General features: G+C 41.6%; 22 protein-coding genes and 1 pseudogene. 8 read left to right on the forward strand and 15 right to left on the reverse strand.

Translation table 11 applies throughout. From position 1 onward, the window contains the following. Positions 1 to 763: 763 nt before the first annotated feature. The 3 genes from asnB to pxpB form a co-directional block, all read right to left on the reverse strand. Positions 764 to 2,428, reverse strand: a complete 1,665-nt coding sequence (gene asnB / locus CWC14_RS07085) for an asparagine synthase B (protein ID WP_138562070.1) — start codon at positions 2,426 to 2,428, stop codon at positions 764 to 766. Positions 2,429 to 2,715: 287 nt separating this feature from the next. Further along, entirely contained in the window at positions 2,716 to 3,657 is a 942-nt protein-coding gene (locus CWC14_RS07090) for a 5-oxoprolinase subunit C family protein (RefSeq protein WP_138562072.1), read from the reverse strand. Then, on the reverse strand, positions 3,654 to 4,310 hold the full coding sequence (gene pxpB, locus CWC14_RS07095) for a 5-oxoprolinase subunit PxpB (protein WP_138562074.1): 657 nt from the start codon (positions 4,308 to 4,310) through the stop codon (positions 3,654 to 3,656). Before pxpB ends, CWC14_RS07090 begins: the two co-directional genes overlap by 4 nt. A 173-nt stretch (positions 4,311 to 4,483) precedes the next feature. Between pxpB and msrA the strand changes: the two genes are divergently transcribed. Then, positions 4,484 to 5,770: a peptide-methionine (S)-S-oxide reductase MsrA gene (gene msrA, locus CWC14_RS07100; RefSeq protein WP_138562076.1), complete on the forward strand. Its 1,287-nt coding sequence runs from the start codon at positions 4,484 to 4,486 to the stop codon at positions 5,768 to 5,770. 645 nt (positions 5,771 to 6,415) lie between these two features. On the opposite strand, the gene CWC14_RS07105 is transcribed toward msrA, so the two are convergent. From CWC14_RS07105 to CWC14_RS07150, 9 genes are all read right to left on the reverse strand, one after another. Further along, positions 6,416 to 7,294 (reverse strand): LysR family transcriptional regulator, encoded by an 879-nt coding sequence (locus CWC14_RS07105; RefSeq protein WP_028835269.1) that lies wholly within the window; start codon positions 7,292 to 7,294, stop codon positions 6,416 to 6,418. Between the two features lie 247 nt (positions 7,295 to 7,541). Then, positions 7,542 to 8,198, reverse strand: coding sequence for a 3-oxoacid CoA-transferase subunit B (locus CWC14_RS07115; RefSeq protein WP_013464895.1), 657 nt, complete (start codon positions 8,196 to 8,198; stop codon positions 7,542 to 7,544). A gap of 15 nt (positions 8,199 to 8,213) precedes the next feature. Then, entirely contained in the window at positions 8,214 to 8,912 is a 699-nt protein-coding gene (locus CWC14_RS07120) for a CoA transferase subunit A (protein WP_013464896.1), read from the reverse strand. Positions 8,913 to 8,941: 29 nt separating this feature from the next. After that, positions 8,942 to 9,838: a hydroxymethylglutaryl-CoA lyase gene (locus CWC14_RS07125; RefSeq protein WP_138562081.1), complete on the reverse strand. Its 897-nt coding sequence runs from the start codon at positions 9,836 to 9,838 to the stop codon at positions 8,942 to 8,944. Beyond that, positions 9,838 to 11,829 carry an acetyl/propionyl/methylcrotonyl-CoA carboxylase subunit alpha gene (locus CWC14_RS07130; RefSeq protein WP_138562083.1) on the reverse strand — a complete coding sequence of 664 codons (1,992 nt, stop codon included), beginning with the start codon at positions 11,827 to 11,829 and terminating at the stop codon, positions 9,838 to 9,840. Before CWC14_RS07130 ends, CWC14_RS07125 begins: the two co-directional genes overlap by 1 nt. A gap of 8 nt (positions 11,830 to 11,837) precedes the next feature. Next, positions 11,838 to 12,608, reverse strand: coding sequence for an enoyl-CoA hydratase/isomerase family protein (locus CWC14_RS07135; RefSeq protein ID WP_138562085.1), 771 nt, complete (start codon positions 12,606 to 12,608; stop codon positions 11,838 to 11,840). Positions 12,609 to 12,620: 12 nt separating this feature from the next. Continuing rightward, positions 12,621 to 14,228: a carboxyl transferase domain-containing protein gene (locus tag CWC14_RS07140; RefSeq protein WP_138562087.1), complete on the reverse strand. Its 1,608-nt coding sequence runs from the start codon at positions 14,226 to 14,228 to the stop codon at positions 12,621 to 12,623. Positions 14,229 to 14,238: 10 nt separating this feature from the next. Further along, positions 14,239 to 15,414 carry an isovaleryl-CoA dehydrogenase gene (locus CWC14_RS07145; protein WP_138562089.1) on the reverse strand — a complete coding sequence of 392 codons (1,176 nt, stop codon included), beginning with the start codon at positions 15,412 to 15,414 and terminating at the stop codon, positions 14,239 to 14,241. A gap of 37 nt (positions 15,415 to 15,451) precedes the next feature. Then, the gene (locus tag CWC14_RS07150) at positions 15,452 to 15,886 is read right to left on the reverse strand and encodes a MerR family transcriptional regulator (protein WP_008114692.1); all 435 of its coding nucleotides are present in this window, start codon (positions 15,884 to 15,886) and stop codon (positions 15,452 to 15,454) included. A gap of 329 nt (positions 15,887 to 16,215) precedes the next feature. On the opposite strand from CWC14_RS07150, the gene CWC14_RS07155 reads away from it, so the two are divergent. From CWC14_RS07155 to CWC14_RS07185, 7 genes are all read left to right on the forward strand, one after another. Beyond that, on the forward strand, positions 16,216 to 17,397 hold the full coding sequence (locus tag CWC14_RS07155; RefSeq protein WP_138562091.1) for a thiolase family protein: 1,182 nt from the start codon (positions 16,216 to 16,218) through the stop codon (positions 17,395 to 17,397). Positions 17,398 to 17,467: 70 nt separating this feature from the next. Beyond that, entirely contained in the window at positions 17,468 to 18,958 is a 1,491-nt protein-coding gene (locus CWC14_RS07160) for a CoA-acylating methylmalonate-semialdehyde dehydrogenase (protein WP_138562093.1), read from the forward strand. A 118-nt stretch (positions 18,959 to 19,076) separates the two neighbouring features. Then, entirely contained in the window at positions 19,077 to 20,234 is a 1,158-nt protein-coding gene (locus tag CWC14_RS07165; protein WP_138562095.1) for an acyl-CoA dehydrogenase family protein, read from the forward strand. A gap of 10 nt (positions 20,235 to 20,244) precedes the next feature. Further along, positions 20,245 to 21,024: an enoyl-CoA hydratase gene (locus CWC14_RS07170; protein WP_138562097.1), complete on the forward strand. Its 780-nt coding sequence runs from the start codon at positions 20,245 to 20,247 to the stop codon at positions 21,022 to 21,024. Next, complete coding sequence (locus CWC14_RS07175) at positions 21,024 to 22,181, forward strand: enoyl-CoA hydratase/isomerase family protein (protein ID WP_138562100.1); 1,158 nt, start codon at positions 21,024 to 21,026, stop codon at positions 22,179 to 22,181. The genes CWC14_RS07170 and CWC14_RS07175 overlap by 1 nt, the downstream gene beginning before the upstream one ends. Before the next feature lie 4 nt (positions 22,182 to 22,185). Beyond that, entirely contained in the window at positions 22,186 to 23,085 is a 900-nt protein-coding gene (gene mmsB / locus CWC14_RS07180) for a 3-hydroxyisobutyrate dehydrogenase (RefSeq protein WP_138562102.1), read from the forward strand. A 9-nt stretch (positions 23,086 to 23,094) separates the two neighbouring features. Next, positions 23,095 to 23,865 carry an SDR family oxidoreductase gene (locus CWC14_RS07185; protein WP_138562104.1) on the forward strand — a complete coding sequence of 257 codons (771 nt, stop codon included), beginning with the start codon at positions 23,095 to 23,097 and terminating at the stop codon, positions 23,863 to 23,865. A 74-nt stretch (positions 23,866 to 23,939) separates the two neighbouring features. On the opposite strand, the pseudogene CWC14_RS07190 reads toward CWC14_RS07185, so the two are convergent. The 3 genes and pseudogenes from CWC14_RS07190 to CWC14_RS07205 form a co-directional block, all read right to left on the reverse strand. Further along, positions 23,940 to 24,561: pseudogene (locus tag CWC14_RS07190) on the reverse strand (integron integrase); the annotation flags it as partial. Between the two features lie 537 nt (positions 24,562 to 25,098). Continuing rightward, complete coding sequence (locus CWC14_RS07200) at positions 25,099 to 25,686, reverse strand: SCO family protein (protein WP_138562106.1); 588 nt, start codon at positions 25,684 to 25,686, stop codon at positions 25,099 to 25,101. A 3-nt stretch (positions 25,687 to 25,689) separates the two neighbouring features. Further along, complete coding sequence (locus CWC14_RS07205) at positions 25,690 to 26,448, reverse strand: formylglycine-generating enzyme family protein (protein ID WP_089368260.1); 759 nt, start codon at positions 26,446 to 26,448, stop codon at positions 25,690 to 25,692.

Genomic DNA, 26,448 nt, shown 5'->3' on the forward strand with positions numbered 1-26,448 from the left:
AATGCCAGTTTTTTATAGTTCACTGTATTCGTCTTATTAGATTCTTTGCCAAAGCTAACAACACGAATAATTAGAAGACTAACTAATTTAATTGCCCATCATACCTTTACTGCTAGGGGAGTTAAATATTAAATACGAAAGAATTAACACTTTGCTAAAATTTTGAGCTGACTTTGTCTTTTTATTGTAGATGTCTGGTCGCTAAGAAAATGTAAACTAACGCGTTAGTACTTTATTTTATAGTCGTAAATGGCAATGAATGCAAAGCTAAGTTAATGAATATTCATATTAATAGGGCGTATAAACAGATAAATCACTTAATTGGATACGCTAAAAGCGTACTCTGATTTTTAAAACTAAGAGTAATTTGTTAAATGGGCTTTTTTATGACTTTTTAATTACATTTTTATAGCTTTGGATTTTTAGCCAAGGGGAGGTTAATAGAATCAGCAATGAAAATAGCAATGTTAAAGTAGTTTTTATAAAAAGGTGGCATACTTATTTTGCAGTTTAAACTAATTTGCTTTCTCATTTATTTTGAGTCTTAACAGCTTAACTCACAAAGAGGATAAAGTGACGCTGCGCTTTTAGAGAAGTAACAAAGCCACATAATTAAACAAAAATGATGAGGCAGAATGGCTTTTACTTTCTCATTTTCTTCTCATTCACTTCTCTCAGTGCAATAAGCATTTTAAGAAAATTACGCACAAAGACACCAAAAAAAGCTGCAGCTTTAACACTGCAGCTTAGGATGGTTAAATTTTCATTTGTACGCTTCGTTATGAACGCCCGCGGCGCGCCCTGATGGGTCGGCATTATTTTGAAATGATGCATCCCATGCGAGTGCTTCTGGGGTTGAACACGCAACTGATTTACCATGTGGTACACACTTAGCCGAGGCATCGCCTGGGAAGTGCGACTCAAAAATACTGCGGTAAAAATATGCTTCTTTAGAGTCTGGCGTGTTAATTGGGTATTTAAATTTGGCATTCGCCAATTCTTGATCCGTTACTTGCTCATTAACAAACTCTTTTAAGGTATCTATCCAGCTGTAGCCAACGCCATCAGAGAATTGCTCTTTTTGACGCCATAACACTTCATCTGGGAGGTAACCGTCAAAGCCTGCACGTAAAATGTGTTTTTCAATTTTGCCGTCTTTACACATTTTAGCTTCAGGGTTAATGCGCATTGCCACATCAACAAATTCTTTATCTAAAAATGGTACGCGTGCTTCAACACCCCAAGCCGCCATTGATTTATTGGCACGTAAACAGTCAAACATATGGAGCTTTGAAACTTTACGGTTCAGCTCTTCATGAAACTCTTGTGCATTGGGTGCTTTATGAAAATATAAATAACCGCCAAATAATTCATCTGCACCTTCACCTGAGAGCACCATTTTTATACCCATGGCTTTAATTTGACGGGCCATTAAGTACATTGGGGTTGATGCACGAATGGTGGTTACATCGTAAGTTTCAATGTGGTAAATCACTTCTTTAAGTGCATCAATACCTTGTTGAATAGTAAAGATAATAGGGTGGTGAATAGTCCCTATCATATCAGCTACTTTTTGCGCTGCGGCTAAATCAGGGGAGCCTTCTAAACCCACCGAAAAGGAATGCAGTTTAGGCCACCAAGCATCGCTTTCATCGTTATCTTCAATACGTTTTGCAGCAAAGCGCTGGGTAATAGCGGAAATAACTGATGAATCTAAGCCACCCGATAGCAATACCCCATAGGGTACGTCACACATAAGCTGGCGCTTAACCGCCGCTTCCAATGCATCTTTTACATCTTCTGCTTTAGCATCGTTGTTTTTAACGGCGTCATAGCGTTGCCAATCACGTTGATAGTATGGGGTTAATTTGCCGTCTTTGCTGTACAGGTAATGCCCCGGCGGAAACTCTTCAATGTGCTTACAAATAGGTGAGAGCGCTTTGAGCTCTGACGCTACATAAAAGTTACCGTGCTCATCGTGACCTGTGTACAGTGGAATAATACCAATGTGATCGCGACCAATTAAGTACGCGTCTTGCTCTTCGTCATATAAACAAAAAGCAAAAATACCATTTAAGTCATCTAAAAATGCCGGCCCTTTTTGTTTATACAGGGCTAAAATCACTTCACAATCTGACTGGGTTTGAAAATCAAAGTCGACCTCTAAATTAGCGGCCAGCTCTTTGTGGTTATAAATTTCGCCATTAACCGCTAAAATATGGGTTTTTTCTGGGTTGTAAAGGGGTTGAGCACCGCTTGATACGCCAACAATGGCTAAGCGCTCATGCACTAAAATTGCTTTATCAGATGAATACACACCAGACCAATCTGGCCCACGATGACGTAACAGTTTAGACATTTCGATTGCCTGAGTGCGTAACTGGCTGGGATCCGATTTAATATCGAGTACACCAAAAATTGAACACATAATTTTTCCTCATTCCTATTAAGTGCCTACGATAGCGAGTTTGCTAAAGACTAACCTTGTTTTATCAGAAATAAATAACTAAGTCACACGGCTTTTTTAAATTAATAAGAATAATTTATGCACCAAACAAGTTACTGGTGCACCAACATGGTGAGGTCGATAGTGTGATAGCAACGAATTGTACAATTTTTAATTTAAAACAGGCAGGGATAAGCATTTAATGCTCATGTAAAATTATATTTGCACCAAGTGGGTGCAAATATAATCGTTAAGAAAATAGCTTTAAGTTAATTAGTCCAATAGCGATTTAAACTCAATTTAAGCTGAGATAGATGCGCATCGAGTTTACTTTTTGCCGCGGTTGCTTGTTCAAGCGTTACAAACTCAAAAGTAATAGAATCGGCGGTTCTAAACTGAGCAAACTGATGTAAATCCGCCTCTATTACATGGCCTATCAATGGGTAGCCCCCCGTTGTTTGTGCATCATTTAACAGCACAATTGGGTTGCCATCAGGTGGGAGTTGCACGCTTCCGGGTGCTACTGCGAGTGAGTGCAGTGAGAGCGAGTGTTGCATTATTTGGCTATTATTATGATCTAAGCGTACTCCCATTCGATTACTATTCGGGTTAATAGTAAATGAGGTGGTACAGAAAGCGTTTATACACTCAGGTGTAAGTAGTTCATGATGTGGGCCTTGATGTAGCCGAATAACTTTTCGTTTAGGCGGTGTTAATGCACCTTTATTGCATAGCCAAGGCTGAGTATATGGGGTTATTTTTATAATATCGTCGCTTTGTAATGCTCGGCCATTAAAACCACCAATGGCTGCCCCTAAGTCGGTTGATTTAGAACCCATAACTTCAGGGCATTCAATTCCACCTTTTACGGCAATGTAAGCTCTGGAGCCACCGTGTCCTGTATCAAATTTAAGTGTTTGTTTTGCTTTTACCGGATAACTCCACCCGGGGTAAACGGCTTGAGTGTCAATTTTAGCGTTTAAGTCGGCTCCATGAAGGGCAATAACGGTATCACACTGAAATTGCAATTCACATAACCCAACGGTGAGTTCAAGTACGGCATCGTTATCGTGATTATTTACTAAGCGATTGGCAATAATGTGCGCATAGGCGTCTAAGCTACCCGAGCGGCTAACCCCTAAATGACGAAAACCCACACGGCCTAAATCTTGGATTGTAAGCTGTATACCGGGTTTGATTATTTTAATCATTGTTTACTCCTTTTAACAGGCACAAATTCAAGGGTGTCACCGGGTTTAAATAAACAAGGGTTTGAGGCGGTTGCATCAAATAAACAGGCATCAGTATGAGCAATAATATGCCAGCCACCAGGTGAGTTTTCAGGATAAATGCCTGTTTGGTCTGCCCCAATCGCAATCGCGCCTTTAGGAACACTGACTCGTGGGTTATCACGCCTTGGGGTAAACAGTTGAGAATTGAGCCCATGTAAATAAGGAAAACCGGGCACAAAACCTAAAAACAACACATGGTAAATTTCTTTACTGTGTAAATTAATTATCTCATCTATTGTTAGCTTGTGATAATTAGCCACATAGTTTAAATCCTCACCTTGGTAATAGGTGTCTATTTTATGATGCTGACTTTCAAAGGCGTAATCATCAACCTCATCCCATAGTTTGGTTAAGGTGTTTTGCCATTGATGTAAATTACTGGCTGATTTTAAATACAAGGTTAATGAGTTCATTCCGGGGACTAAATCTATAAACTCATTGGTGTTTTTACAATACTGTGACAGCGCCCAGAGTTTTTTTTGCGTCGCAAGTATGTGTTGTTCGCTGTAGTGAGAAACATCAAAAAGCAGACTAGAATTTGTTAATATTTTTATACTTGGCAAAGTGCTCATACAGATAACTTATTAATATTGTTTGTATTTAAGCTATCACAGTCGTTGTGCTATTACGATATTAATAGACAAACTCGGATCGATTAAATTCCCGTCTTCGTAAAGTTTTATTGCGTGTGAAATTTATTCTTGCGTTTAAAGGTCTGCTGTAACTAAAACTAAGAGGTCATCGTATGTTTAAGCGGGTAATACTATCGGCGTTTGCCATTGTGGGCTTACTAAGTGCAATGAGTGCTATATCGTCAGATGAAATAATCAAACCAACTGATTTAGATGCAACCATGCATGTTGAAAAAATAGTGCTGGGTTCAGGCTGTTTTTGGGGGGCAGAAAAACGCTACGAAGCACTTAATGGTGTGTTAGACGCTGAATCGGGTTACGCCGATGGTCGGGGGTTTAAGCCAACCTATAGAAATATCACTAAGTTATCCCGTCGCTTTGATGAAGATAATTACGCCGAAGTGGTGCAGGTTACCTTTAATAGTAATATTATTTCGGCAAGAGAGCTGTTGCAAAATTACTACGAGAGCCACGATCCAACGCAAAAGAATCGTCAAGGTAATGATGTAGGCACGCAATATCGCTCTATTATTTTAACCACTACCGATCAGCAAGCGAGCATCGCAAAAGCGGTCACGAGTGAGTATCAGCAATTATTAAGTAAAGCCGATTATGGAAAAATAGTGACGCAAATAAAGCCACTTGAGCGCTTTTATTCGGCTGAAGAGTATCATCAAAATTACCTTGAAAAAAATCCAAACGGCTATTGCCCTGATCATTCAACCGGCGTTGTATTTACCCAAAGTAATAAACCTAAGATAGATAACACTGCACTATTAAATGGCAAACAGATTGTCATTTTAGACTCGCAAAGTTATTGCCCTTACTGCGAAAAGTTTAAAGCGGCCGTTGCCAATGATTATAAAGGCACAATTCCAATGACTTTCCGCCATGCTGATCAGCTTGATGGGTTAACGATTAAATCGGCGACATGGGCTACGCCTACCATATTATTTTTAGAAAATGGGGTTGAAGTATATTCTCGCCAAGGCTACATGAACCCAGAGCAATTTTATAAAGCATTAGGTGCGTTTAAGCTTGGCAACAGTGAAGCTTATAGGGTGGCGTTTAATGCTAAAACCGACAGCCCTTACTGCAAAGAATATGCTATTTTTAAAAACACGCCCGATGGCATCTTTATTGATAAACTAAGCGGTGAGCCATTATTTGATACCCGCGATAGATTTAACTCAGGCACCGGTTGGCTTTCATTTACTCACCCAATAAAAGACAGTGTAACCCAACATGAAGATAATAGCTGGGGAATGCAGCGCATTGAGCTTAAGTCTAAAAGTACCGGTATTCACTTAGGGCATTTATTTCCGGGTGAGGGGCCAAGAGGGCAAGATAGATATTGTATTAATGCGACTGTTTTAGAATTTGTAGCCAGAAAACAGTAAATTTTAAGCAAAAAAAAGCAGCGATGATTAAGTAGATACTTAACGGTCGCTGCATTTCAATTAACAACATCTTCACACACAATAAAGATTCGGGGGGGTTGTATTAGTACAAAACTAACTCTGGCTTATTGTTGTTGATGAGAATGAAAATAAAAACAACCCAAGCTCAGTCACCACCGGACTTGAGTTGTTTTTTACACTGACAACATCTTCACACACAATAAAGATTCTTAAGTTTATTGGCGGGTGTAAGGGTAAAAATAAAAACAACTCAAGCTAAGTCACCACCGAACTTGAGCTGTTTTTTACACTGACAACATCTTCACACACAATAAAGATTCTTTTTTACTAGCTCGTTGTTACAAACTAATGAAATCTGATTTTGGTAACACGTTTTATATTTTTTAGCGTGTTGCCGTTTGGTTGAGTTAACTTTAGAGCTTTTACTCAATTTCGACAAGCGATAAAAACAAAACTAATAAGTGAAAAAAACTAACTTATGGGGCTTTAGATTTTTCCAATAAATAAAGCACTGATAAATAAGAGTTTTGTTGTATTTCCGATAGGGGGGATTTTAAAAAATAAAAATTGCACACTTTAAAATTAGCTAATAAGCGCTCAACAAGGAGCGCTTAATTGAATGTGCTATTTAGTTTGCCTAAAGGTGGTAATCACCCATTTTGCAAACAAATCGAGAGGGTGATTAGCGGTACTTGAGCCATGCTGAACTAAATAGTATTTGTCTTTTGTTGTTAGTGGTTGCTCAAACAGTTTGTAAAGCCATTGCTCATCCAGCCAGCTTTGACTTATTGGCAAAGGAATAAGTGCAATGCCCATACCTTGCTGTGCAGCGCGTGCAACGCCAAACATACTGTCTATTTGAATAATTTGTGCAGGGGAAAAGTCATCAATACCGACTTTTTCAGCCCATTGGTGCCATGCCCAAGGCCGGGCTTTATGAACAATAAGCGGCACTTGATTGAGCGCCTGGCAGTGATCGTTTTGCCACTGATCGAGCAGCTTTTTATTACACGCTGGAATATATTCTAAATTAAATAACTCAGTAGCCAGCCCATCAAGCGGTTTACTCGAAGATAAAATGATTGATAAATCACTTTGGCGTGTCAACTCTTTGCGTGTTTTAAGGGTGTCCATGTGTAAATTAATATTAGGATGCTCACTCGTCCACTCACTGAGTTTTGGCATTAGCAATTCACTGGCAAAAAACTCGGGCAGGGTAATCGTCAAATTCACATTTTGTTGTAACTGACTAAATTCGGTAATGGTACTTTCCAGCATATTTATAATGGGGTAAATCGCTTCAAAAAAGTTTTTTCCAGCTGGCGTTAAGCTTATGGAACGGGTTTGCCTTTGAAATAAATCAATGCCCAGCTGCTCTTCTAGCTGCTTTATTTGATGGCTGACCGCCGATGGCGTTAAATACAGCTCTTTGGCGGCATGTTTAAAACTTAAGCTTTTTGCGGCAAAACAAAAAGAGCGAAGGCCGCGAATAGGTGTTTGCATGGTATCCAATATAAAGTTATTTCAATCACCTTATTACAGGCAATTATTAAACCAAAAATAAAAGTTAACTATATCAGTTATTTAATTTTTTTATTAGGGCGAATTCACCTAAGTGGTGCGTTAAATTGTCACTATAGTGCAAAAACTAAAACAAAGGCAAAAAAAATCCCTCTTGCGAGGGATTTTGGGTAACTCAGCGCCATTGGCACTGGGAATGAGGTCGGTACAGGGTGAAATTGTGAGTAGTTTAAAACACCATCTCAGGAATATCACCGTCAACAAGCAATTTACCTGCCGTTTTACTAATAATTTCATCAACTGATACGCCTGGTGCGCGTTCTAGCAAATGAAATGCGCCGTCTTTAACTTCTAATACGGCTAAATCGGTTACTATTTTTTTAACACAGTTAACGCCCGTCAGCGGTAACGTACAGCTTTCTAATAATTTAGAATCGCCGTGTTTACTGGCATGGGTCATAGTAACAATAATGTTTTTTGCACCAGCAACTAAATCCATTGCTCCGCCCATGCCTTTTATTAATTTTTTAGGGATCATCCATGAGGCTATAGACCCGTTTTGGTCTACCTCAAATGCGCCCAGAACCGTTAAGTCTACATGACCACCCCGTATCATGGCAAAACTATCTGCACTATTAAATATAGCTGCACCGGTAGCTGCCGTCACGGTTTCTTTACCCGCGTTGATCATATCTGCATCTACAGTGTCTTTGGTTGGGTATTCACCCATACCTAATAGGCCATTTTCGGACTGTAGCATAACTTCTATGCCATCGGGTACATAGTTTGCGACGAGTGTCGGAATACCTATGCCTAAATTAACATAGTACCCATCTTGTAGCTCTTGAGCGACGCGCATTGCGACTTGTTCACGTGATAATGCCATTTTAAGTGCTCCTGCTTAATCTCGTGTGGTAACACGTTCAATGCGTTTTTCAAAGTTGCCCTTGATCACGCGATTTACAAAAATGCCAGGGGTATGAATTTGACTTGGCTCTAGCTCACCGGGTTCAACAATCTCCTCCACTTCGGCAACGGTAATTTTACCTGCGGTTGCGGCCATTGGGTTAAAGTTCATTGCGGTATGGCGAAATACTAAATTACCGTAACGGTCTGCTTTCCATGCTTTTACAATGGCAAATTCACCGGTAATTGACTCTTCTAAAATATAAGGGCGACCATTAAATTCTTTTACTTCTTTACCCTCAGCTACTGGCGTACCGTAACCCGTGGCGGTATAAAAAGCAGGAATACCGGCACCACCAGCACGCATTTTTTCTGCTAGAGTCCCTTGCGGTGTTAGCTCTACATCAATTTCGCCATTAAGTAGTTGTTGTTCAAAAAGAGCGTTTTCGCCCACATAAGAGGCAACCACTTTTTTAATTTGTTTGTCTTGTAATAAAAGCCCTAAACCAAAGTCATCAACGCCGCAATTGTTCGATACGACCGTTAACTCTTTGGTTTGCATTTTTTTAATTTGGGCTATTAATCCCTCGGGAATACCGCATAAACCAAAACCACCAGCGATGATAGTATCGCCGTCTTTTAAACCTTCCATTGCAGCTTCGTAACTCGAAACTACTTTATCAAAACCGGCCATGAGTGACTCCTCATTCTATGCTATTGCAATTATTGTGTGTGTAATGCCACTGAAACTTTACTAACAGGCTGTTTATTAAGCGCATTAGTAATTTGCCAACCTGCTTGTGCAAGCCTTTTTAAATCAATTCCATGTTCAATGCCAAGCCCTTGCAGTAAGTAAACAACATCTTCGGTGGCAACATTTCCTGACGCACCCTTAGCGTAAGGGCAGCCACCAAGGCCAGCAACGGCAGCGTCAACCGTTGAAATACCTAGGCTTAAGGCTGCGTAAATATTTGTGAGCGCCTGTCCATAGGTATCATGAAAGTGTACTGCAAGCTTACTTTTATCAATATGCTTGAGCAGCAATGTAAGCAGCTCAGTCACTTTACCTGCGGTACCGACACCAATAGTATCGCCAAGGCTCACTTCATAGCAGCCAAGTGCTAATAACTTTTGTGCCACGTTTAAAACAACCTGAGGGTCAACGTCTCCCTCATAAGGGCAGCCTAAAACACAGCTTACATAACCACGAACGCGTATATTATTGGCTTTAGCAAAAGTCATTACCTCGCTAAAACGATCAATACTTTGCGCTATTGAACAATTTATATTTTTTTGACAAAACGCTTCGCTGGCCGCCGTAAATATAGCAAATTCTTTAATACCAACAGCATGCGCAGCTTGTGCGCCTTTTAAATTTGGCGTTAAGGCACTTAAATTAATCTCTGGAAGATTAAGGGCACTGATCACTTCGCTTGAGTCTGCCATTTGTGGCACCCATTTGGGAGATACAAATGCACCAGCTTCTATATCTTTTAATCCCGCGGCGGCGAGGGCATTAATAAGTGTTACTTTATCTTCTGTGCTGACGGTTTTTTCATTTTGTAAACCATCACGTGCACCCACTTCAACAATACGAACTTTGTTTGCAAAGGCACTCATTAAGCACCTTCCTGCACAGTCGTATCTTCAACAATGGCTAACAGTGCGCCGTGTGAAACTAGTTCACCTTCACCAAAGCAGTAACTCTGTAATATGCCGTCATGTGGTGCATTAAGTGTATATTCCATTTTCATGGCTTCAATAATAACAACGGCATCACCTTTGGTGATAGTGCTACCTACTTCAATTAAATGTTTTACTACCGTGCCATTGAGTGGCGCAGCGAGCGGCAGCGCGTCATTTTCGTGTGAACTAATATAATGTTTATCAACACATTCAAACTTAGTTTGCAGTGCTTTATTCATTACAGTAATTTCATTGTCAGTTATGTTGACATGCGCACTGTGCTTTTCACCGTTAATAAATACGTTGCACACACCATTATTTAGCTTCCCTTGTACACTGTATACGCCCGCGCTGTGTGTCACATTGTAACCCTGCGCTGTTTTGACGGCGCTTAGCGGTAAAGCTACAAATGGGATTTTAATTGCCTGCGGTGCATTTAAAGTAAACCCACTCAGTTGTTGCCAAGGGCTGGCACTATTGTTTTGTGCTTGGTGCGTGTTTAACGACTCTAAATAGGCAAAAGCGGCAATAAGCTGGCTTGATAGCAATAATGACTCATCAACTGCAGCGAGTGAATCACCTTGCTCAGCAATAAAGTGTGTACTTGGCGCGCCTTGTTTAAAACTTGCGTGGCAAGCTAAGTTATGTAAAAAGCCAATATTGGTACTAAAGCCTGCTAAATGAAATTGCTCAAGCGCCTGTTGCAAACGAGAAAGCGCTTGTTCGCGATTATCATCATGAACAATTAACTTTGCAATCATTGGGTCGTAGTAGGGGCTTATTTCATCACCTTGGGCAATCCCGGTATCTATGCGTACAAATTCACTATTAACGGGGACATGTAGCGCTTCAATGGTGCCTGAGCACGGAATAAAGTCATTTGCAGGGTCTTCGGCGTAAATACGCGCTTCAAAGCTATGGCCTTGCAGTTGAATATCAGATTGCTTTAACGGCAGTGTTTGCCCGCCCGCTATATTAATTTGCCAGTTCACTAAATCAACGCCGGTTACCATTTCGGTCACTGGGTGCTCTACTTGCAGGCGAGTGTTCATTTCCATAAAGAAAAATTCATTACCGCAAAGTAAAAACTCAACAGTACCCGCACCACGGTAATTAATGGCTAATGCACAGCGAACAGCTGCTTCGCCCATTTCTTTACGCAGCGCGTCAGATAAACCTGGAGCAGGGGCTTCTTCAATCACCTTTTGGTGTCGACGTTGTAACGAACAGTCACGATCACCCAAATAAACACAGTTACCGTGATTATCTGCAAATACTTGTACTTCAACATGGCGAGGTTGATTAACGTAGCGCTCTAATAGCACTAAATCGTTACCAAAACCGGCAATGGCTTCACGTTGTGCGCCTTCAAGTGCAGTTATAAAGTCTTTCGGCTTTTCTACCACTCGCATCCCTTTACCGCCACCGCCAAAGGCCGCTTTGATAAGAACAGGGTAACCAATTTTTTCAGCCTCAGATTGCAAAAAAGCAGGGTCTTGTTTATCACCATAGTAACCAGGGACTAAAGGAACGTTTGCCGCGGCCATTATTTCTTTAGCACGGGTTTTTGAGCCCATTGCTTCAATACTCGTTGCTGGTGGGCCAATAAAAGCAATGTTATGGGCTTCACAGGCTTTAGCAAATTCACTGTTTTCTGATAAAAAGCCGTAGCCTGGATGAATGCAATCAGCACCACTGGCTTTAGCAACCTGCAAAATTTTATCTGCGACTAGGTATGAATCTTTACTTGGCGCAACACCAATATGGTGGGCTTCGTCGGCCATTTTTACATGTTGCGCGTTTTTATCTGCATCTGAATACACCGCAACCGTGGTTAAGCCCATTTGCTTTGCGGTGCGCATAATACGACAGGCAATTTCGCCACGGTTAGCAATCAGAATTTTTTGTAATTGTACTGTGTTCATAATGCGTCCTAGAGTTGCCATTGGGGAGGGCGTTTATCAAAAAAGGCGCTCAGTCCTTCTTGGCCTTCAGTTGATACACGAATTTTAGCTATACGCTCTGCAGTCAGTGTAATTAGCTCCTCGTTTATCTCTTTATTGGCAACATCGTTAATAAGTGCTTTTGCGGCTTTAACGGCAATAGGGCCGTTATCAATCAAGGTTTGCAGCAAATTATCGAGGGCTGTCTCTAAGTTCCCAGTAATTTGATGCACTAAACCTAGTTGCTTTGCTGTGTGGGCATCAAACACTTCTGCAGTTAAAAAGTATCTGCGTGCAGCACGCTCACCAATGGCCTTAATCACATAAGGGCTGATCACGGCAGGTATTAGCCCAAGTTTAACTTCACTTAAACAAAATTGTGCATCGTCTTTACTAAGCGCAATATCACAGCAGGCAATTAAGCCTAATGCCCCACCAAAGGCGGCACCTTGTACCGCACAAATTGTAGGATGCGGGCTCTGTGCTAATACTTGCATAAGTTTAGCCAGTTGCATTGAATCAGCTAGGTTATCGTTATAGTTATTATCTGCCATCGATTTCATCCAGGCTAAGTCGGCACCGGCTGAAAAATGTTTACCTTCGGTTTTGAGTACTAAGGCACGAATATCGAGCGTATTAGCATGTTCAATACATTGAATAAGCTCATGGATAACGTCGCTATTAAACGCATTACGTTTTTCTGGGCGGCTTAAAACGAGTACAGCCACATTAGATTTTGTTATTTGTAGTGTTACTGACATTGTGCGCTCCGGTTACATTCTAAATACGCCAAACTTAGACTCACGCTGTGGTGCATTTTTAGCTGCAGTTAATGCAAGCCCCAACACATTACGTGTATCGACAGGGTCTATAATGCCATCGTCCCATAAGCGGGCACTGGCATAATAAGGATGACCTTGTTGTTCGTATTGACTAATAATTGGCTTTTTAAAATCGCTAACTTCTTGCTCGTTCATGCTTTCGCCTTTACGGGCTAATCCATCTTGTTTAACTTGTGCCATAACACCTGCAGCTTGCTCACCACCCATGACTGAAATACGGGCATTTGGCCACATCCACATCATGGTCGGTTCAAATGCACGGCCACACATTCCATAATTGCCGGCGCCATAAGAGCCACCAATAAGCACGGTGAATTTTGGTACATCAGCACACGACACCGCCATCACCATTTTAGCGCCATGTTTAGCAATGCCTTCGGCTTCGTATTTTTTACCGACCATAAAGCCAGTAATATTTTGTAAAAATACCAATGGAATGTTGCGCTGAGCACACAGCTGAATAAAGTGCGCGCCTTTTTGCGCCGACTCACTAAATAAAATACCGTTGTTAGCCACTATGCCCACAGGGTTGCCATAAATGCTGGCAAAGCCTGTCACCAGTGTTTCGCCAAAGTAACGTTTAAATTCATCAAAAGACGAGTCATCGACAGTGCGGGCTATTACTTCACGCACATCAAATGGCTTTTTAAGATCAGTACCAACAATGCCGTAAAGCTCGTTAATATCGTAACGGGGAGCTTTTACATCATCTAATAATGGGGAGGTAGGGCGTGTGTAATTAATTCGCTCTATACATTGGCGTGCAATTGATAATGCATGCGCATCATTTTCTGCGTAATGATCGGCCACACCCGATGTTTTACAATGAACATCGGCGCCACCAAGTTCTTCTGCGGTAACTTCTTCACCGGTTGCCGCTTTTACCAGTGGTGGGCCTGCTAAAAATATAGTGCCTTGCTCTTTTACAATAATACTTTCATCGGCCATAGCGGGCACATAAGCACCACCTGCGGTACATAAGCCCATAACCACTGCAATTTGTGGAATGCCTTTACCCGACATACGTGCTTGATTGTAAAAAATACGCCCAAAGTGCAGTTTATCTGGAAATACATCGTCTTGCTCTGGCAGGTTGGCACCGCCAGAATCAACTAAGTAAATACACGGTAAGTGGCAACGCTCAGCAATATCTTGTGCGCGTAAATGCTTTTTAACAGTAAGCGGGAAATAGGTGCCACCTTTAACTGTCGCGTCGTTTGCAATCACCATACATTCAACGCCTTTTACGCGACCAATACCTGCAACCACACCGGCACAAGGTATCTCTTGTTCATACACACCAAATGCAGCAAATTGCGATATTTCTAAAAAGGGTGAGCCTTCATCTAATAAAGTACTGATACGGTCACGAACAAACAGCTTTCCTCTGCTTTCATGGCGCTCTTTAAGTGCAGCGCCACCACCTAAGCTAATATTGGCAACTTTATCGCGTAAATCATCCACCAGCGCCGACATATTTTTGTGGTTTTGCACAAAACTAGGATCGTGGGGATTAACGCTCGATTTTAAAATCGTCATAAATTAATCCTTAACGGCTTTCAGTAAATAATTCACGGCCAATCAACATGCGGCGTATTTCTGAGGTACCTGCGCCAATTTCGTATAGCTTAGCATCACGCAGTAAACGCCCTGTTGCGTATTCGTTTATGTAGCCATTGCCGCCTAAAATTTGGATTGCATCAAGGGCCATTTTAGTTGCAAGCTCTGCAGCGTATAAAATTGCGCCAGCTGCGTCTTTACGGGTGGTTTCGCCGCGATCACAGGCTTTTGCTACTGTGTACACATATGAGCGAGCAGCATTCATTTGTGTATACATATCGGCAATTTTGCCTTGAATTAACTGAAATTGACCAATCGGGCTGTCAAACTGCTTACGCTCATGAATGTAAGGCACCACAATGTCCATACATGCTTGCATAATTCCTAACGGGCCTGCAGCTAAAACAACTCGCTCGTAATCAAGGCCGCTCATAAGTACCTTAACGCCTTCGTTTAAGTTACCTAAAATATTTTCTTCGGGTACTTCACAGTTTTCAAATACCAATTCACAGGTATTTGAGCCACGCATGCCGAGTTTGTCGAGCTTTTGTGCGGTTGAAAAACCAGGGAAAGTTTTTTCTACAATAAAGGCCGTAATCCCTTTAGCACCGGCGTTTAAATCTGTTTTTGCATAAATTACCAACGTATCAGCGTCAGGACCATTAGTGATCCACATTTTATTACCGTTTAAAATGTATTTATCGCCTTTTTTCTCTGCTTTAAGTTTCATAGAAACAACATCAGAGCCTGCGTTAGGCTCACTCATGGCCAAGGCACCAATGTGTTCACCGCTAATAAGTTTAGGTAAATATTTTTCTTTTTGTGCTTGTGAGCCATTACGGTTTATTTGATTAACACACAGGTTTGAATGCGCACCATAGCTTAAGCCAATAGAGGCACTTGCACGGCTAATTTCTTCCATGGCAATAACGTGCTCTAAATAACCTAAACCCGCACCACCAAATTCTTCATCGACGGTCATGCCTAAAACGCCCATTTCACCCATTTGCGGCCAAAGTTGATTGGGAAACGCATTATCAAGGTCTGTTTTTTCAGCTAGTGGGGCAATTTCTTGACTTGCGAAGCTATTAACATGACTGCGGATCATGTCCGCTGTTTCGCCAAGGCCAAAATTCATTTCTTTATATAGTGAAATAGTGCTCATGATTCATTCCTGTGTGTTTGATGATGTTTATTATATTTTATTCATCTATTTTGCTAAGCGTGTCGCGACAGCGACGTTCAGCGGTGACCAGTTCCATAAGAACCACTTTAATGTCATCCATCTGTTGTGAAAGATCGGCTTTTTTTTCACTGATAAGGTCAAGCATAGTAACTAACTGTTTTGCACTTGATTTATCAGCATCATACAGTTCAAACAAACGACCTGTTTCAGCTAAGGTGAAACCTAAACGTTTACCGCGCAGTATTAGCTTAAGGCGTACCTTGTCGCGCTTTGAGTAAATACGTGTTTGACCATTGCGCTCTGGCGATATTAACCCTTGGTCTTCGTAGAAACGGATAGAGCGGGTGGTAATATCAAATTCTTTAGCCAATTCACTAATGCTAAAAGTTTGTTCGTTTTTAGCCGGCTCGTTGGCTGAATTTGCAAAGTTTGTTTGATTATCTGATTTCATTGTAATGTTTACCTCATTCGAATAACTCCAATATAAGTGAAGTTTACGTAAAGGTAAAGTGCGATCTGGTTGTTATAGTTTAGACGTATAAAATAAAAGCGGAAATACAGCAGAAGTTGAGTGTTTATAAACGTTATAAGCCAGTTAGACAGTATGTAATAAATTTTTAGCAAGCTAACTTTACAGTTTTTACACTAATTAGAAAGTTGATTTTAGATTTACGTTGGCGTAAACGTAAATTTTATGTATGCTCGTATTTATCAGATTAGTTTAAACATTAAGCTAAACATAATAAAACATGTTTGCGTTAATTGAAAATGGAGCCTTTTATGTCTTTCGAAAGCGTTGTAATTGTAGCAGCAAAACGCACCCCAATGGGTGGATTTATGGGCGCACTAAGCGATGCGCAGTCTACCGAATTAGGTGCTACGGCCATTGCAGGTGCACTTGCTCAAACGGGTTTAAGCAATGATGCAATTGATGAAGTGATTATGGGCTGCGTATTGCCAGCCGGTTTAGGCCAAGCACCTGCGCGTCAAGCAATGCTTAAAGCGGGGCTTGCACTAAGCACCGGCGCTACCACAATTAATAAAGTATGTGGCTCGGGTTTAAAAGCGGCCATGTTAGCGAATGACCTTATTAAAGCAGGTTCTATTGAATCAGCCATTGCCGGTGGTATGGAAAGTATGACTAATGCGCCGTATTTTATTCCAAAAGCACGTGGCGGCATGCGTATGGGCCACGGTGAAATAAAAGATCATATGATGAGCGATGGCCTTGAAGATGCTTACGACAATAAAGCAATGGGTTGTTTTGCTCAAGACACGGCTGATGAATACGGCATTGGCCGTGAGCAAATGGACGCGTTTGCACTGGGTTCGTTAAGTAAAGCAAACGCAGCCATAGAAAACGGTAGCTTTGACAACGAAATCGTCCCTCATACTATTAAAACCCGCAAAGGCGATGTAACAGTTTCAATTGATGAACAACCTGGTAATGCTCGCCCTGAAAAAATCCCAAGTTTACGTGCAGCATTTAAAAAAGACGGCACCATTACTGCGGCAAACTCATCGTCTATTTCAGATGGTGGCGCAGCACTGATTTTAATGAGCGAATCAAAAGCAAAAGCAGAGGGTTTAACACCACTGTGCAAAATTGTGGCTCACAGCACGCACTCTCAAAAACCCAGTGAATTTACCGTAGCGCCTGTTGGTGCAATGAACAGTGTGCTTGAAAAAGCAGGTTGGACAACCGCCGATGTTGATTTATGGGAAATTAACGAAGCGTTTGCCATGGTTACCATGCTAGCCATTAACGAGTTAAAGCTTGATGAGAACAAAGTTAATGTTAACGGTGGTGCCTGTGCATTGGGTCATCCTATTGGTGCTAGCGGTGCGCGTATTTTAGTAACACTTATCCATGCACTTAAAAACCGGGGTCTTAAAAAGGGCGTAGCCTCTTTATGTATTGGTGGCGGTGAAGCCGTTGCCATGGCCGTAGAAGCACTTTAACTAATAATAAAGCCGCAGCAACTATAACAAAAACGCTGCGGTACCCAATTTAATCAATAGGATTTTAATTATGCACCAAGTACCCTTACTCATTAACGGCGAATTTATTCAATCAACTTCAAATGAATTAATTGATGTTGTAAATCCTGCTAATCAAGAAGTGTTAGCGCAAGTACCTTGTGCTACAGACGCTGAAATGAACGCGGCTATTGCCTCTGCCAGCGAAACGTTTAAAACGTGGAAAGACGTACCAATTACAGAACGTGCGCGCATTATGATGAAATACGCGGCGCTGTTAAAAGAAAACCATGATGAATTAGCCACTATTATTTGTCATGAATTAGGTAAAACATTTGAAGATGCCAAAGGTGATGTGTGGCGTGGTATTGAAGTAGTCGAGCAAGCTGCTAATGCGCCATCATTAATGATGGGCGAGACGATGGAAAACGTAGCGCGTAAAATTGATACCTATTCATACATGCAACCATTGGGTGTATGTGCAGGTATTACGCCATTTAATTTTCCGGCGATGATCCCACTTTGGATGTTCCCACTGGCAATTGTGTGCGGTAACACCTTTATTTTAAAACCCTCTGAGCAAGACCCACTTACGCCAATGCGTTTAGCTGAGCTATTTATTGAAGCGGGTGCACCAAAGGGTGTTTTACAAGTTGTGCACGGTACAAAACCACAAGTAGACCGTTTATTAGAAGACAAAGCGGTTCGCGCTATTTCGTTTGTTGGCTCGTGTGGTGTGGGTGCATACATTTATTCTAAAGGCACACAACATCTAAAACGTGTGCAAGCCTGTGTGGGCGCTAAAAACCACATGGTAATTATGCCTGATGCAAGCAAATCGCATGTTGTTAATAACCTTGTGGGGGCCTCTGTAGGTGCGGCAGGTCAGCGTTGTATGGGTATTTCAGTGGCGGTATTTGTTGGCCAAGCAAAAGACTGGGTTGATGAAATTAAAGCCGGATTTGAAGGTGTACGCCCAGGTGTATGGGATGATGCAGACGCCGCTTATGGTCCGCAAACATCACCAGCTGCAAAAGCGCGTATTTTATCATTGATTGCCGATGGTAAAGCACAAGGCGCAACCTGTTTAATTGATGGCTCTGATTTTACTGTTGAAGGGTTTGAGCAAGGTAACTGGGTAGGTCCAACGTTATTTACTGATGTAACCAAAGAGATGAACTTGTACAAAGAAGAGATTTTTGGCCCAGTACTGGCGTGTATGTTTGTTGATACCCTTGAAGAAGCTATTGCGCTCATTAACGAGAGCCCTTACGGCAACGGTACTTCATTATTCACTTCAAGTGGTGCGGCTGCGCGTAAATTCCAACACGAAATTGAAGTAGGCCAAGTGGGTATTAATGTGCCAATTCCTGTGCCTTTACCATTTTTCTCGTTCACGGGTTGGAAAGGCTCATTCTACGGCGATACTCACACCTATGGTAAACAAGGTATTCGTTTTTACACAGAAACTAAAACGATTACCTCTCGTTGGTTTGAGGATGACATTGCCTCAGGTCCAAACATGAGTATTAATCTTAAATAATATTGCACTGAATAATTAATAAAAAAGAGGGGCACAACACACAGTGTTGTCGCTCCTCACTAATTACTCCCGTTATGGGATGCACCGACAACAAACAAAACACAACAAGAGGTCTACCATGGACTTTAACTTATCTGAAGATCAACAAGCCTTTGCGCAAACCGCTCGCCAATTTGCAGAGTCTGAACTAGCACCACACGCTGCTAAGTGGGATCGCGAACATATTTTTCCTAAAGACACAATAAAAGCCGCTGGTGAGCTAGGTTTTTGTGGTTTATACACCCCAGAAGAAGCCGGTGGCTTAGGTTTATCTCGTTTAGATTCAAGCATTATTTTTGAACAGCTGGCGATGGGCTGTACCGCAACAACGGCCATGTTAACTATTCATAATATGGCAACCTGGATGATAGCCAGTTTTGCGACCGATATCGTAAAAGAGCAATACGTTGAACAATTAGTAATGGGTGAATTACTGGCATCGTACTGTTTAACTGAGCCAGGCTCGGGTTCTGATGCTGCTTCATTAAAAACTAAAGCAGTGCGTGACGGTGATGAGTATGTTATTAACGGCTCAAAAATGTTTATTTCAGGCGCTGGTGAAACCGAAATATTAGTGGTAATGGCGCGTACGGGAGCCGACGGCCCAAGTGGCATTTCAGCGTTTGTTGTACCAGCAGATGCCAAAGGTATTGAGTACGGCAAAGCAGAAGAAAAAATGGGGTGGAATGCACAGCCCACACGTTTAATTAGCTTTGAAGATGTGCGTATTCCAGCCGCAAACTTATTAGGCCAAGAAGGTGAAGGCTTTAAATTTGCAATGCAAGGTTTAGACGGCGGCCGTATTAATATTGCCACTTGCTCTATTGGTACAGCACAAGCGGCACTTAATACCGCACGTGAGTATTTAAAAGAGCGTACCCAGTTTGGTAAGCCATTGGCTGCGTTTCAAGCGCTACAGTTTAAAATTGCCGATATGAATACCGAGCTTGTAGCAGCACGCCAAATGGTGCGCTTAGCGGCGTTTAAACTCGATACTAACGACAGTGAAAAAACCACTTATTGCGCCATGGCTAAACGTTTTGCCACCGATGTTGGTTTTACCGTGTGTAATGACGCGCTACAAATTCATGGTGGCTACGGTTACATAAAAGAATATCCACTTGAACGCCATGTACGTGACGTACGTGTTCATCAAATTCTAGAAGGTACTAACGAAATTATGCGCGTGATTATTGCACGTCGTATCTTAGCCGAATCAGCCAGCGAAGTTTTATAAGGAGATTAGTATGTCAAATCCTAGCATTGAATTAACTATTGAAGGTCATGTTGCCATTTTAACTATGTCGAATCCGCCAGCGAATACCTGGACGAAAGACACTTTAGTGGCGCTTAAAGACACAGTAAATCAACTCAACACCAATAAAAATATTTATGCGTTAGTACTGACTGGTGAAGGCGAGAAGTTTTTTAGCGCCGGTGCCGACCTCAATGTATTTGCCAGTGGCGATAAAGGTGTAGCTGCAGATATGTCATGTGTATTTGGTGAAGCATTCGAAGCGCTAACTAATTTTAGAGGTGTGTCGGTTGCAGCCATTAATGGTTATGCAATGGGTGGCGGCCTTGAAGTAGCGCTTGCTTGCGACATTCGTATTGCAGAAGAACAAGCACAAATGGCATTGCCTGAAGCAAAAGTGGGTTTATTACCGTGTGCTGGTGGAACGCAAAACTTAGCATGGCTTGTTGGCGAGGGCTGGGCAAAACGCATGATTTTATGCGGTGAGCGCTTAAAAGCCAATAAAGCCCTGCAAATTGGTTTAGTAGAAGAAGTGGTTGCACAAGGTGAAAGCTTTGCCGCAGCATTAAAACTGGCAAACCAAGTAGCAGAGCAAAGTCCATCGTCGGTTGCTGCATGTAAAACCTTGATTCAAAAAGGGCGTCATCAACCAATGGCGAATACATTGCCACTGGAGCGTGAACTGTTTGTTGGTTTATTTGATACCGAAGATCAGCAAGAGGGCGTGAACGCTTTTTTAGAAAAACGTAAAGCTATTTGGGTGAATGGCTAATGACAGAACTTACTCGTTTAAATTCAGCTGATGCTGCCGTGGTATTTGAAACGGCAACCACAGACAATGGCCGACTCATTGGTTTTGCAACCTTAAATGCGCCTAAATCGTTAAATGCCCTTAATTTTGAAATGATCAGCTTACTCGAGCCGCAACTACAGCAATGGGACAAAGACGATGACATTGCATTAGTGGTTCTTAAAGGCGCAGGTGAAAAAGCATTTTGCGCCGGTGGCGATGTAGTGAGCTTGTACAAAGCAATGAGTGAAGGTAAACCGAACTCACTGGTTGAAGAGTTTTTTACTCAAGAGTATCAGCTCGATTACCTAATTCACTGCTACAACAAACCCATTTTAGTCTGGGGTAACGGTATTGTAATGGGCGGCGGTTTAGGTTTAATGGCCGGTGCCAGTCATCGCGTAGTGACTGAAACATCACGCATTGCCATGCCAGAGCAAACCATTGGGCTTTACCCTGATGTAGGCGGCAGTTATTTTTTACATAAAATGCCCGCCCATGTTGGTTTGTTTTTAGGGCTTACCTCGGCATCTATAAATTGTGAAGACGCTAAGCTTGTATCGCTTGCCGATCACTTTGTAAATGCCGATAAATACCCAGAGCTTGTTGAAACGTTACTCAATACTAAATGGGGTAAAACAGCAAGTTTAAACCACGACAAGCTAAGTAACTTGCTTATTGAGTTAGATAACAACTCTAGCCGTATGCCCAAAGGCAATTTAAAAGCTAACTTATCGCTAATTCAAAAGTTAGGCGACTTTGACACGTTACAGCAGCAGGTCGATTACATTTTAAATCTAACCACAGATGACAAATGGCTACAACGTGCACAAAAATCGTTGGCGCATGGTTGTCCATTAAGTTGTGCTTTAGTGAGTGAGCAGCTTAAACACAGCAAAGGCAAAAACTTAGCTGACTGTTTTAAAATGGAATTAGGTATGTCGGTTCGTGCTGGCGAAGTGGGCGAGTTTCAAGAAGGTGTACGAGCCTTACTAATCGATAAAGACGGTACGCCACAGTGGCAGTTTAAAACCTTAGATAATGTGCCAAGCGAAGTAGTAGAGAGCTTTTTTGCAAATCGCTTTGGCGAGCAACATCCGCTAGAGCCGTACTTTTCACAACTAAATTTACAAGGGTAAAGCGATGAGTAAACTTAATATAGGATTTATTGGTTTAGGAAACATGGGCGGCCCAATGGCAGCAAACTTAGTTAAAGCAGGCCACAGTGTGCGCGTTTTTGACTTAAGTGCAGAGGCCGTTAAAGAGCTTGTGAATCATGGGGCTAGTGCGGCGCAAAGCGCTAGTGACTGTGCGCACGAGGCTGATGTGCTAATTAGCATGCTACCGGCAAGCAAACATGTTAAATCACTTTATTTAGGCACAGACGAGCAACCGGGTTTAATTAAAGTACTAAGTAAAAGTACCTTAGTGATTGATTGTTCAACCATAGATGCACAATCGGCTCGTGATGTAGGCCATGCCCTAAGCAAGCAAGGTATTGCGTTTGTTGATGCACCGGTATCGGGTGGTGTAGCAGGGGCAACAGCGGGTACGCTGACCTTTATTGTGGGTGGTGAGCAAGCTGCATTTGATAAAGCCAATACTGTATTGGTCGATATGGGTAAAAACATTTTCCATGCCGGTGCTATTGGCGCAGGGCAAGTTGCTAAAATATGTAACAATATGCTGTTGAGTATTTTAATGGCAGGCACCAGTGAAGCCATTCAAATGGGCATTAATAACGGCCTCGACGCAAAAGTACTCAGCGACATAATGAGCGCAAGCTCGGGTCGTAACTGGACGTTAGAACTTTATAACCCCTGCCCAGGCGTTATGGAAACCGCACCAGCTAGTAACGACTATAAACCTGGCTTTATGGTCGATTTAATGGCTAAAGACTTAGGCCTTGCTATGGAAGCAGCGCAACAAAGTAATTCACTGACGCCAATGGGCTCAATGGCTAAAAATTTATACACTATGATGCAGCACCAAGGTGCAGGCAGTGATGATTTTAGTGCCATTTTTAAATTGTTTTCGAAGTAGGAAAGTATCGTGGAAATAAAAAATAATACCGTAGTTATTACCGGTGGCGCACAAGGCTTAGGTTTTGCAATGGCGCAAAAGTTTGCCTTAATGGGCGCTAATATTGCCTTAATTGATATGGCGCAAGCCCAATTAAATGAAGCAACCGAGCAACTATCTGGATTAGCAGGCGTAACAGGCACTATTAAAGGCTACAGCGCTAATGTAACCATTGAGAGCGAAGTTGAAGACGTATTTACCACCATTAACAATGACTTTGGTCATATTGGGGTATTAATTAATAACGCCGGAATTTTACGCGATGGTATGTTTATAAAAGCCAAAGACGGCAAAGTGGTAAGGAAGATGTCGCTTGATCAATTTCAATCAGTGATTGACGTTAACCTAACAGGTGTATTTTTAGCAGGGCGCGAAGCGGCTAGCCACATGATTGAATCAGGCAAAGGCGGCGTAATTGTAAACATGTCGAGCGTAGCGCGTGCTGGTAATATTGGCCAAACTAACTATGCTGCTTCAAAAGCGGGTGTTGTGGCACTAACCACTACATGGGCTAAAGAGCTTGGCCGCTTTGGTATTCGCGTTGGCGCCATTGCCCCAGGTGTTATTAGCACCGCGATGACCGATGTAATGAAGCCAGAAGCCAAACAGCGCATGCTTGCTGTAACACCAGTAGGGCGCTTAGGTGAAACCGCTGAAATAGCTCATACCGCCCAGTATATTATCGAAAACGACTTTTTTACCGGTCGCGTAGTAGAAATAGACGGCGGCATTCGTTTGTAAAATGAATTGGTTTAAGATTAATTAAAAAAGCATAACTCGTGTGGGTTATGCTTTTTTGTTTTAAATAGAGAAGTTTATAATCTTGAAAAAGGCCTAATAACCCCATTAGCACTTTGCTGTAAAACATGGGTATAAATTTGTGTTGTACGAATATCGCTGTGCCCAAGTTGTGTTTGTACTGTGCGTATATCAGCGCCGCTTTGCAGTAAGTGCGTAGCGAATGAGTTGCGCAAAGTATGTGGCGTAACGTGTTTATTAATGTGTGCATTAAAAGCCGCTTTTTTTACATCGCGCTGTAATTGCTTTTCATCAATATGATGGCGCCTTAGCTGTTTACTCTCAGGATCAATACTGAGTTTATAAGATGGAAATAAATATTGCCAACCCAGCTGTTTGTTATGATTTGGATATTTTTTACGTAATAAATGCGGCATATACACGCCACAAAACAGCGAGTTATTTAGGTCTAATTGTAAATAATTATCGACTAATTGAATTTGTGTTCGTATTTGTGGTATCAGTTCTCCTGCAAGCGTTACAACACGATTTTTGCCCCCCTTTACCATCCCAAATTCGAACACAGTTATAATCAAAGTCAATATCTTGTATCCGCAAACGTAGTACCTCCATTAACCGCATACCGCTACCATAAAGTAGTGCACACGCTAAATAATGCTTTGTAATACAGTGTTTAAATAACACTGGCTAAACGCAATTCAGCATTTTCGTAGGCAATATGCAAACTTTGCGGGGAGTAAAGTAAGGTTAATGAATTTAGCTGCGCAGAACCAAGCTAAGTGGTACAAAGGTGTTGGTTAATCTGTAAGTTATTTAATGCAGAGTAAATACGATCATCCGCTGTTTTTATGTTCTAACCAGTAAAATTTACTCTTATTGTTTTGGCGGAAGTAAGCAGTTGGTGTGATTAATTAAAACAATAAAACAACAATGATTTGAGGTCGTTCATAGCTCTGTGTCAGCTTAAGTTAGCAAATATCCATCATATGAAGTGTAAGCCTCTAACTCTCGTTAAAATCTCCCTAAAATCGAATAAGCTTTAACTGTTGTGATTCAATGAAAGCCATACACTGGAGTAAATAATAAATAAACTGCGCATTTGCTTTTTAATAAAAATTAAATGCCTGTCCCATAATAAAATTTTTGAAATTAAATAAACACTCTGCTTTGTGCGAGTGTTTATTCATTGTATAGCTTAGTTAAGGGTAGCGTGCTTTAAAGATTTGCGAGCTTTTCAGCGGCTATTGCTGCGTTATTTATTACTCCAAGCTCTTGAAATTTAATGCGTCCTTGCTCATCTAAACCTGTCATTAAGTTGGAGTGATTAACTTCATTGTTGTCTATGTTTTGAAACTTTATATTTAATACCATAGCTAAACTACGAACGTCTTGTGGTGTGCCGGTTAATAAACTCCAGTTTTGTAAATTTAACTTTCGGCTTTGTGCAAATTCTTTTAGTACTGCAGGTGTATCTGTGTCGGGCGTTAACGATACTAAAATAAAACCTACGTCTTGTTTTTCAGTCTCACTCAGCTTATTTTCAATGGCTTGCATGGTAGAAACAATAGTAGGGCAAGTATGTAAGCAGTGTGTGTAAATAAGGCTTATGACTTGTTTTTTACCGCTAAAGCTACTTAAAGTACGTTTATTAGCGTCTTGATCTAACCATGTACTGTTAAGTTGATAAACAGAGTCTTGTGGTATGTTTTGCGAGTAAGCGTATGAGCTGGCAAGCATGCATATCAGCCCTAATATTTTAAGTGTTATATTATTAGAAATTATAGCTGGGTTATATTTTATCATTTTTTACTCCTTTGATTTCGCACAGCGAAACCCTAAATTAGGTAAAGTATATTTGGCCTGCAAACTAGAGCGAAAGCCAAAGCGCATAAATGCGGCATAATCACTGGGATCAGCTGCTCCTTGCGCTCCTGCGGCGCAAAATAGCTTTTGATTTATATCACTATCACCACGAGATTCGCCGCTGACTAAAGCGGAGTTAAAATCCTCTGTCCATTCCCAAATTAAGCCGTGTAAGTCTTGTGCCCCCCAATAGTTTGCAGGGTTAGTACCAACCTCAGGGAGTTGTTTGCTACTAGGGCGGCTATACCATTGTAAAATACGTTGGTTATAGCTTTTTTCTAGACTGCCATTGGGCTGGGTTGCACTGGCACTGGCAACACGTTCCCACTGAGCAACCGTGGGTAAGCTTTTATTAAGTGAATGGCAATAAGCTTGGGCTGCAAACCACGACACGTTAACTACAGGGCTGTTTAATTGCCCCTGTGATGGCTGCTTTGCTGTTTGATTTTGTTGCCAATGTTGTAAATATTGAGCTTCTGCAAATATACTAGGTATTTGCTGTGGCTGCCAACGTGGATTGTTTGTTACAAACTTTAAATATTGCGCGTTAGTCACAGGCGTAATATCTATGCTAAAAGCGCCCACAAATGTTTGTGGGCTGTTTTTATTCATATAAAGCGGCCTGTAGTTACCTGCGGGCAGGGCTACCATTTTAGGTGGCTCTGCCAATGCAAGTGTCATCGTTAATAAAGAAAAAATCAT

Source organism: Pseudoalteromonas sp. S3260 (assembly GCF_005886925.1).
Classification (GTDB): Bacteria; Pseudomonadota; Gammaproteobacteria; order Enterobacterales; family Alteromonadaceae; genus Pseudoalteromonas; species Pseudoalteromonas tetraodonis.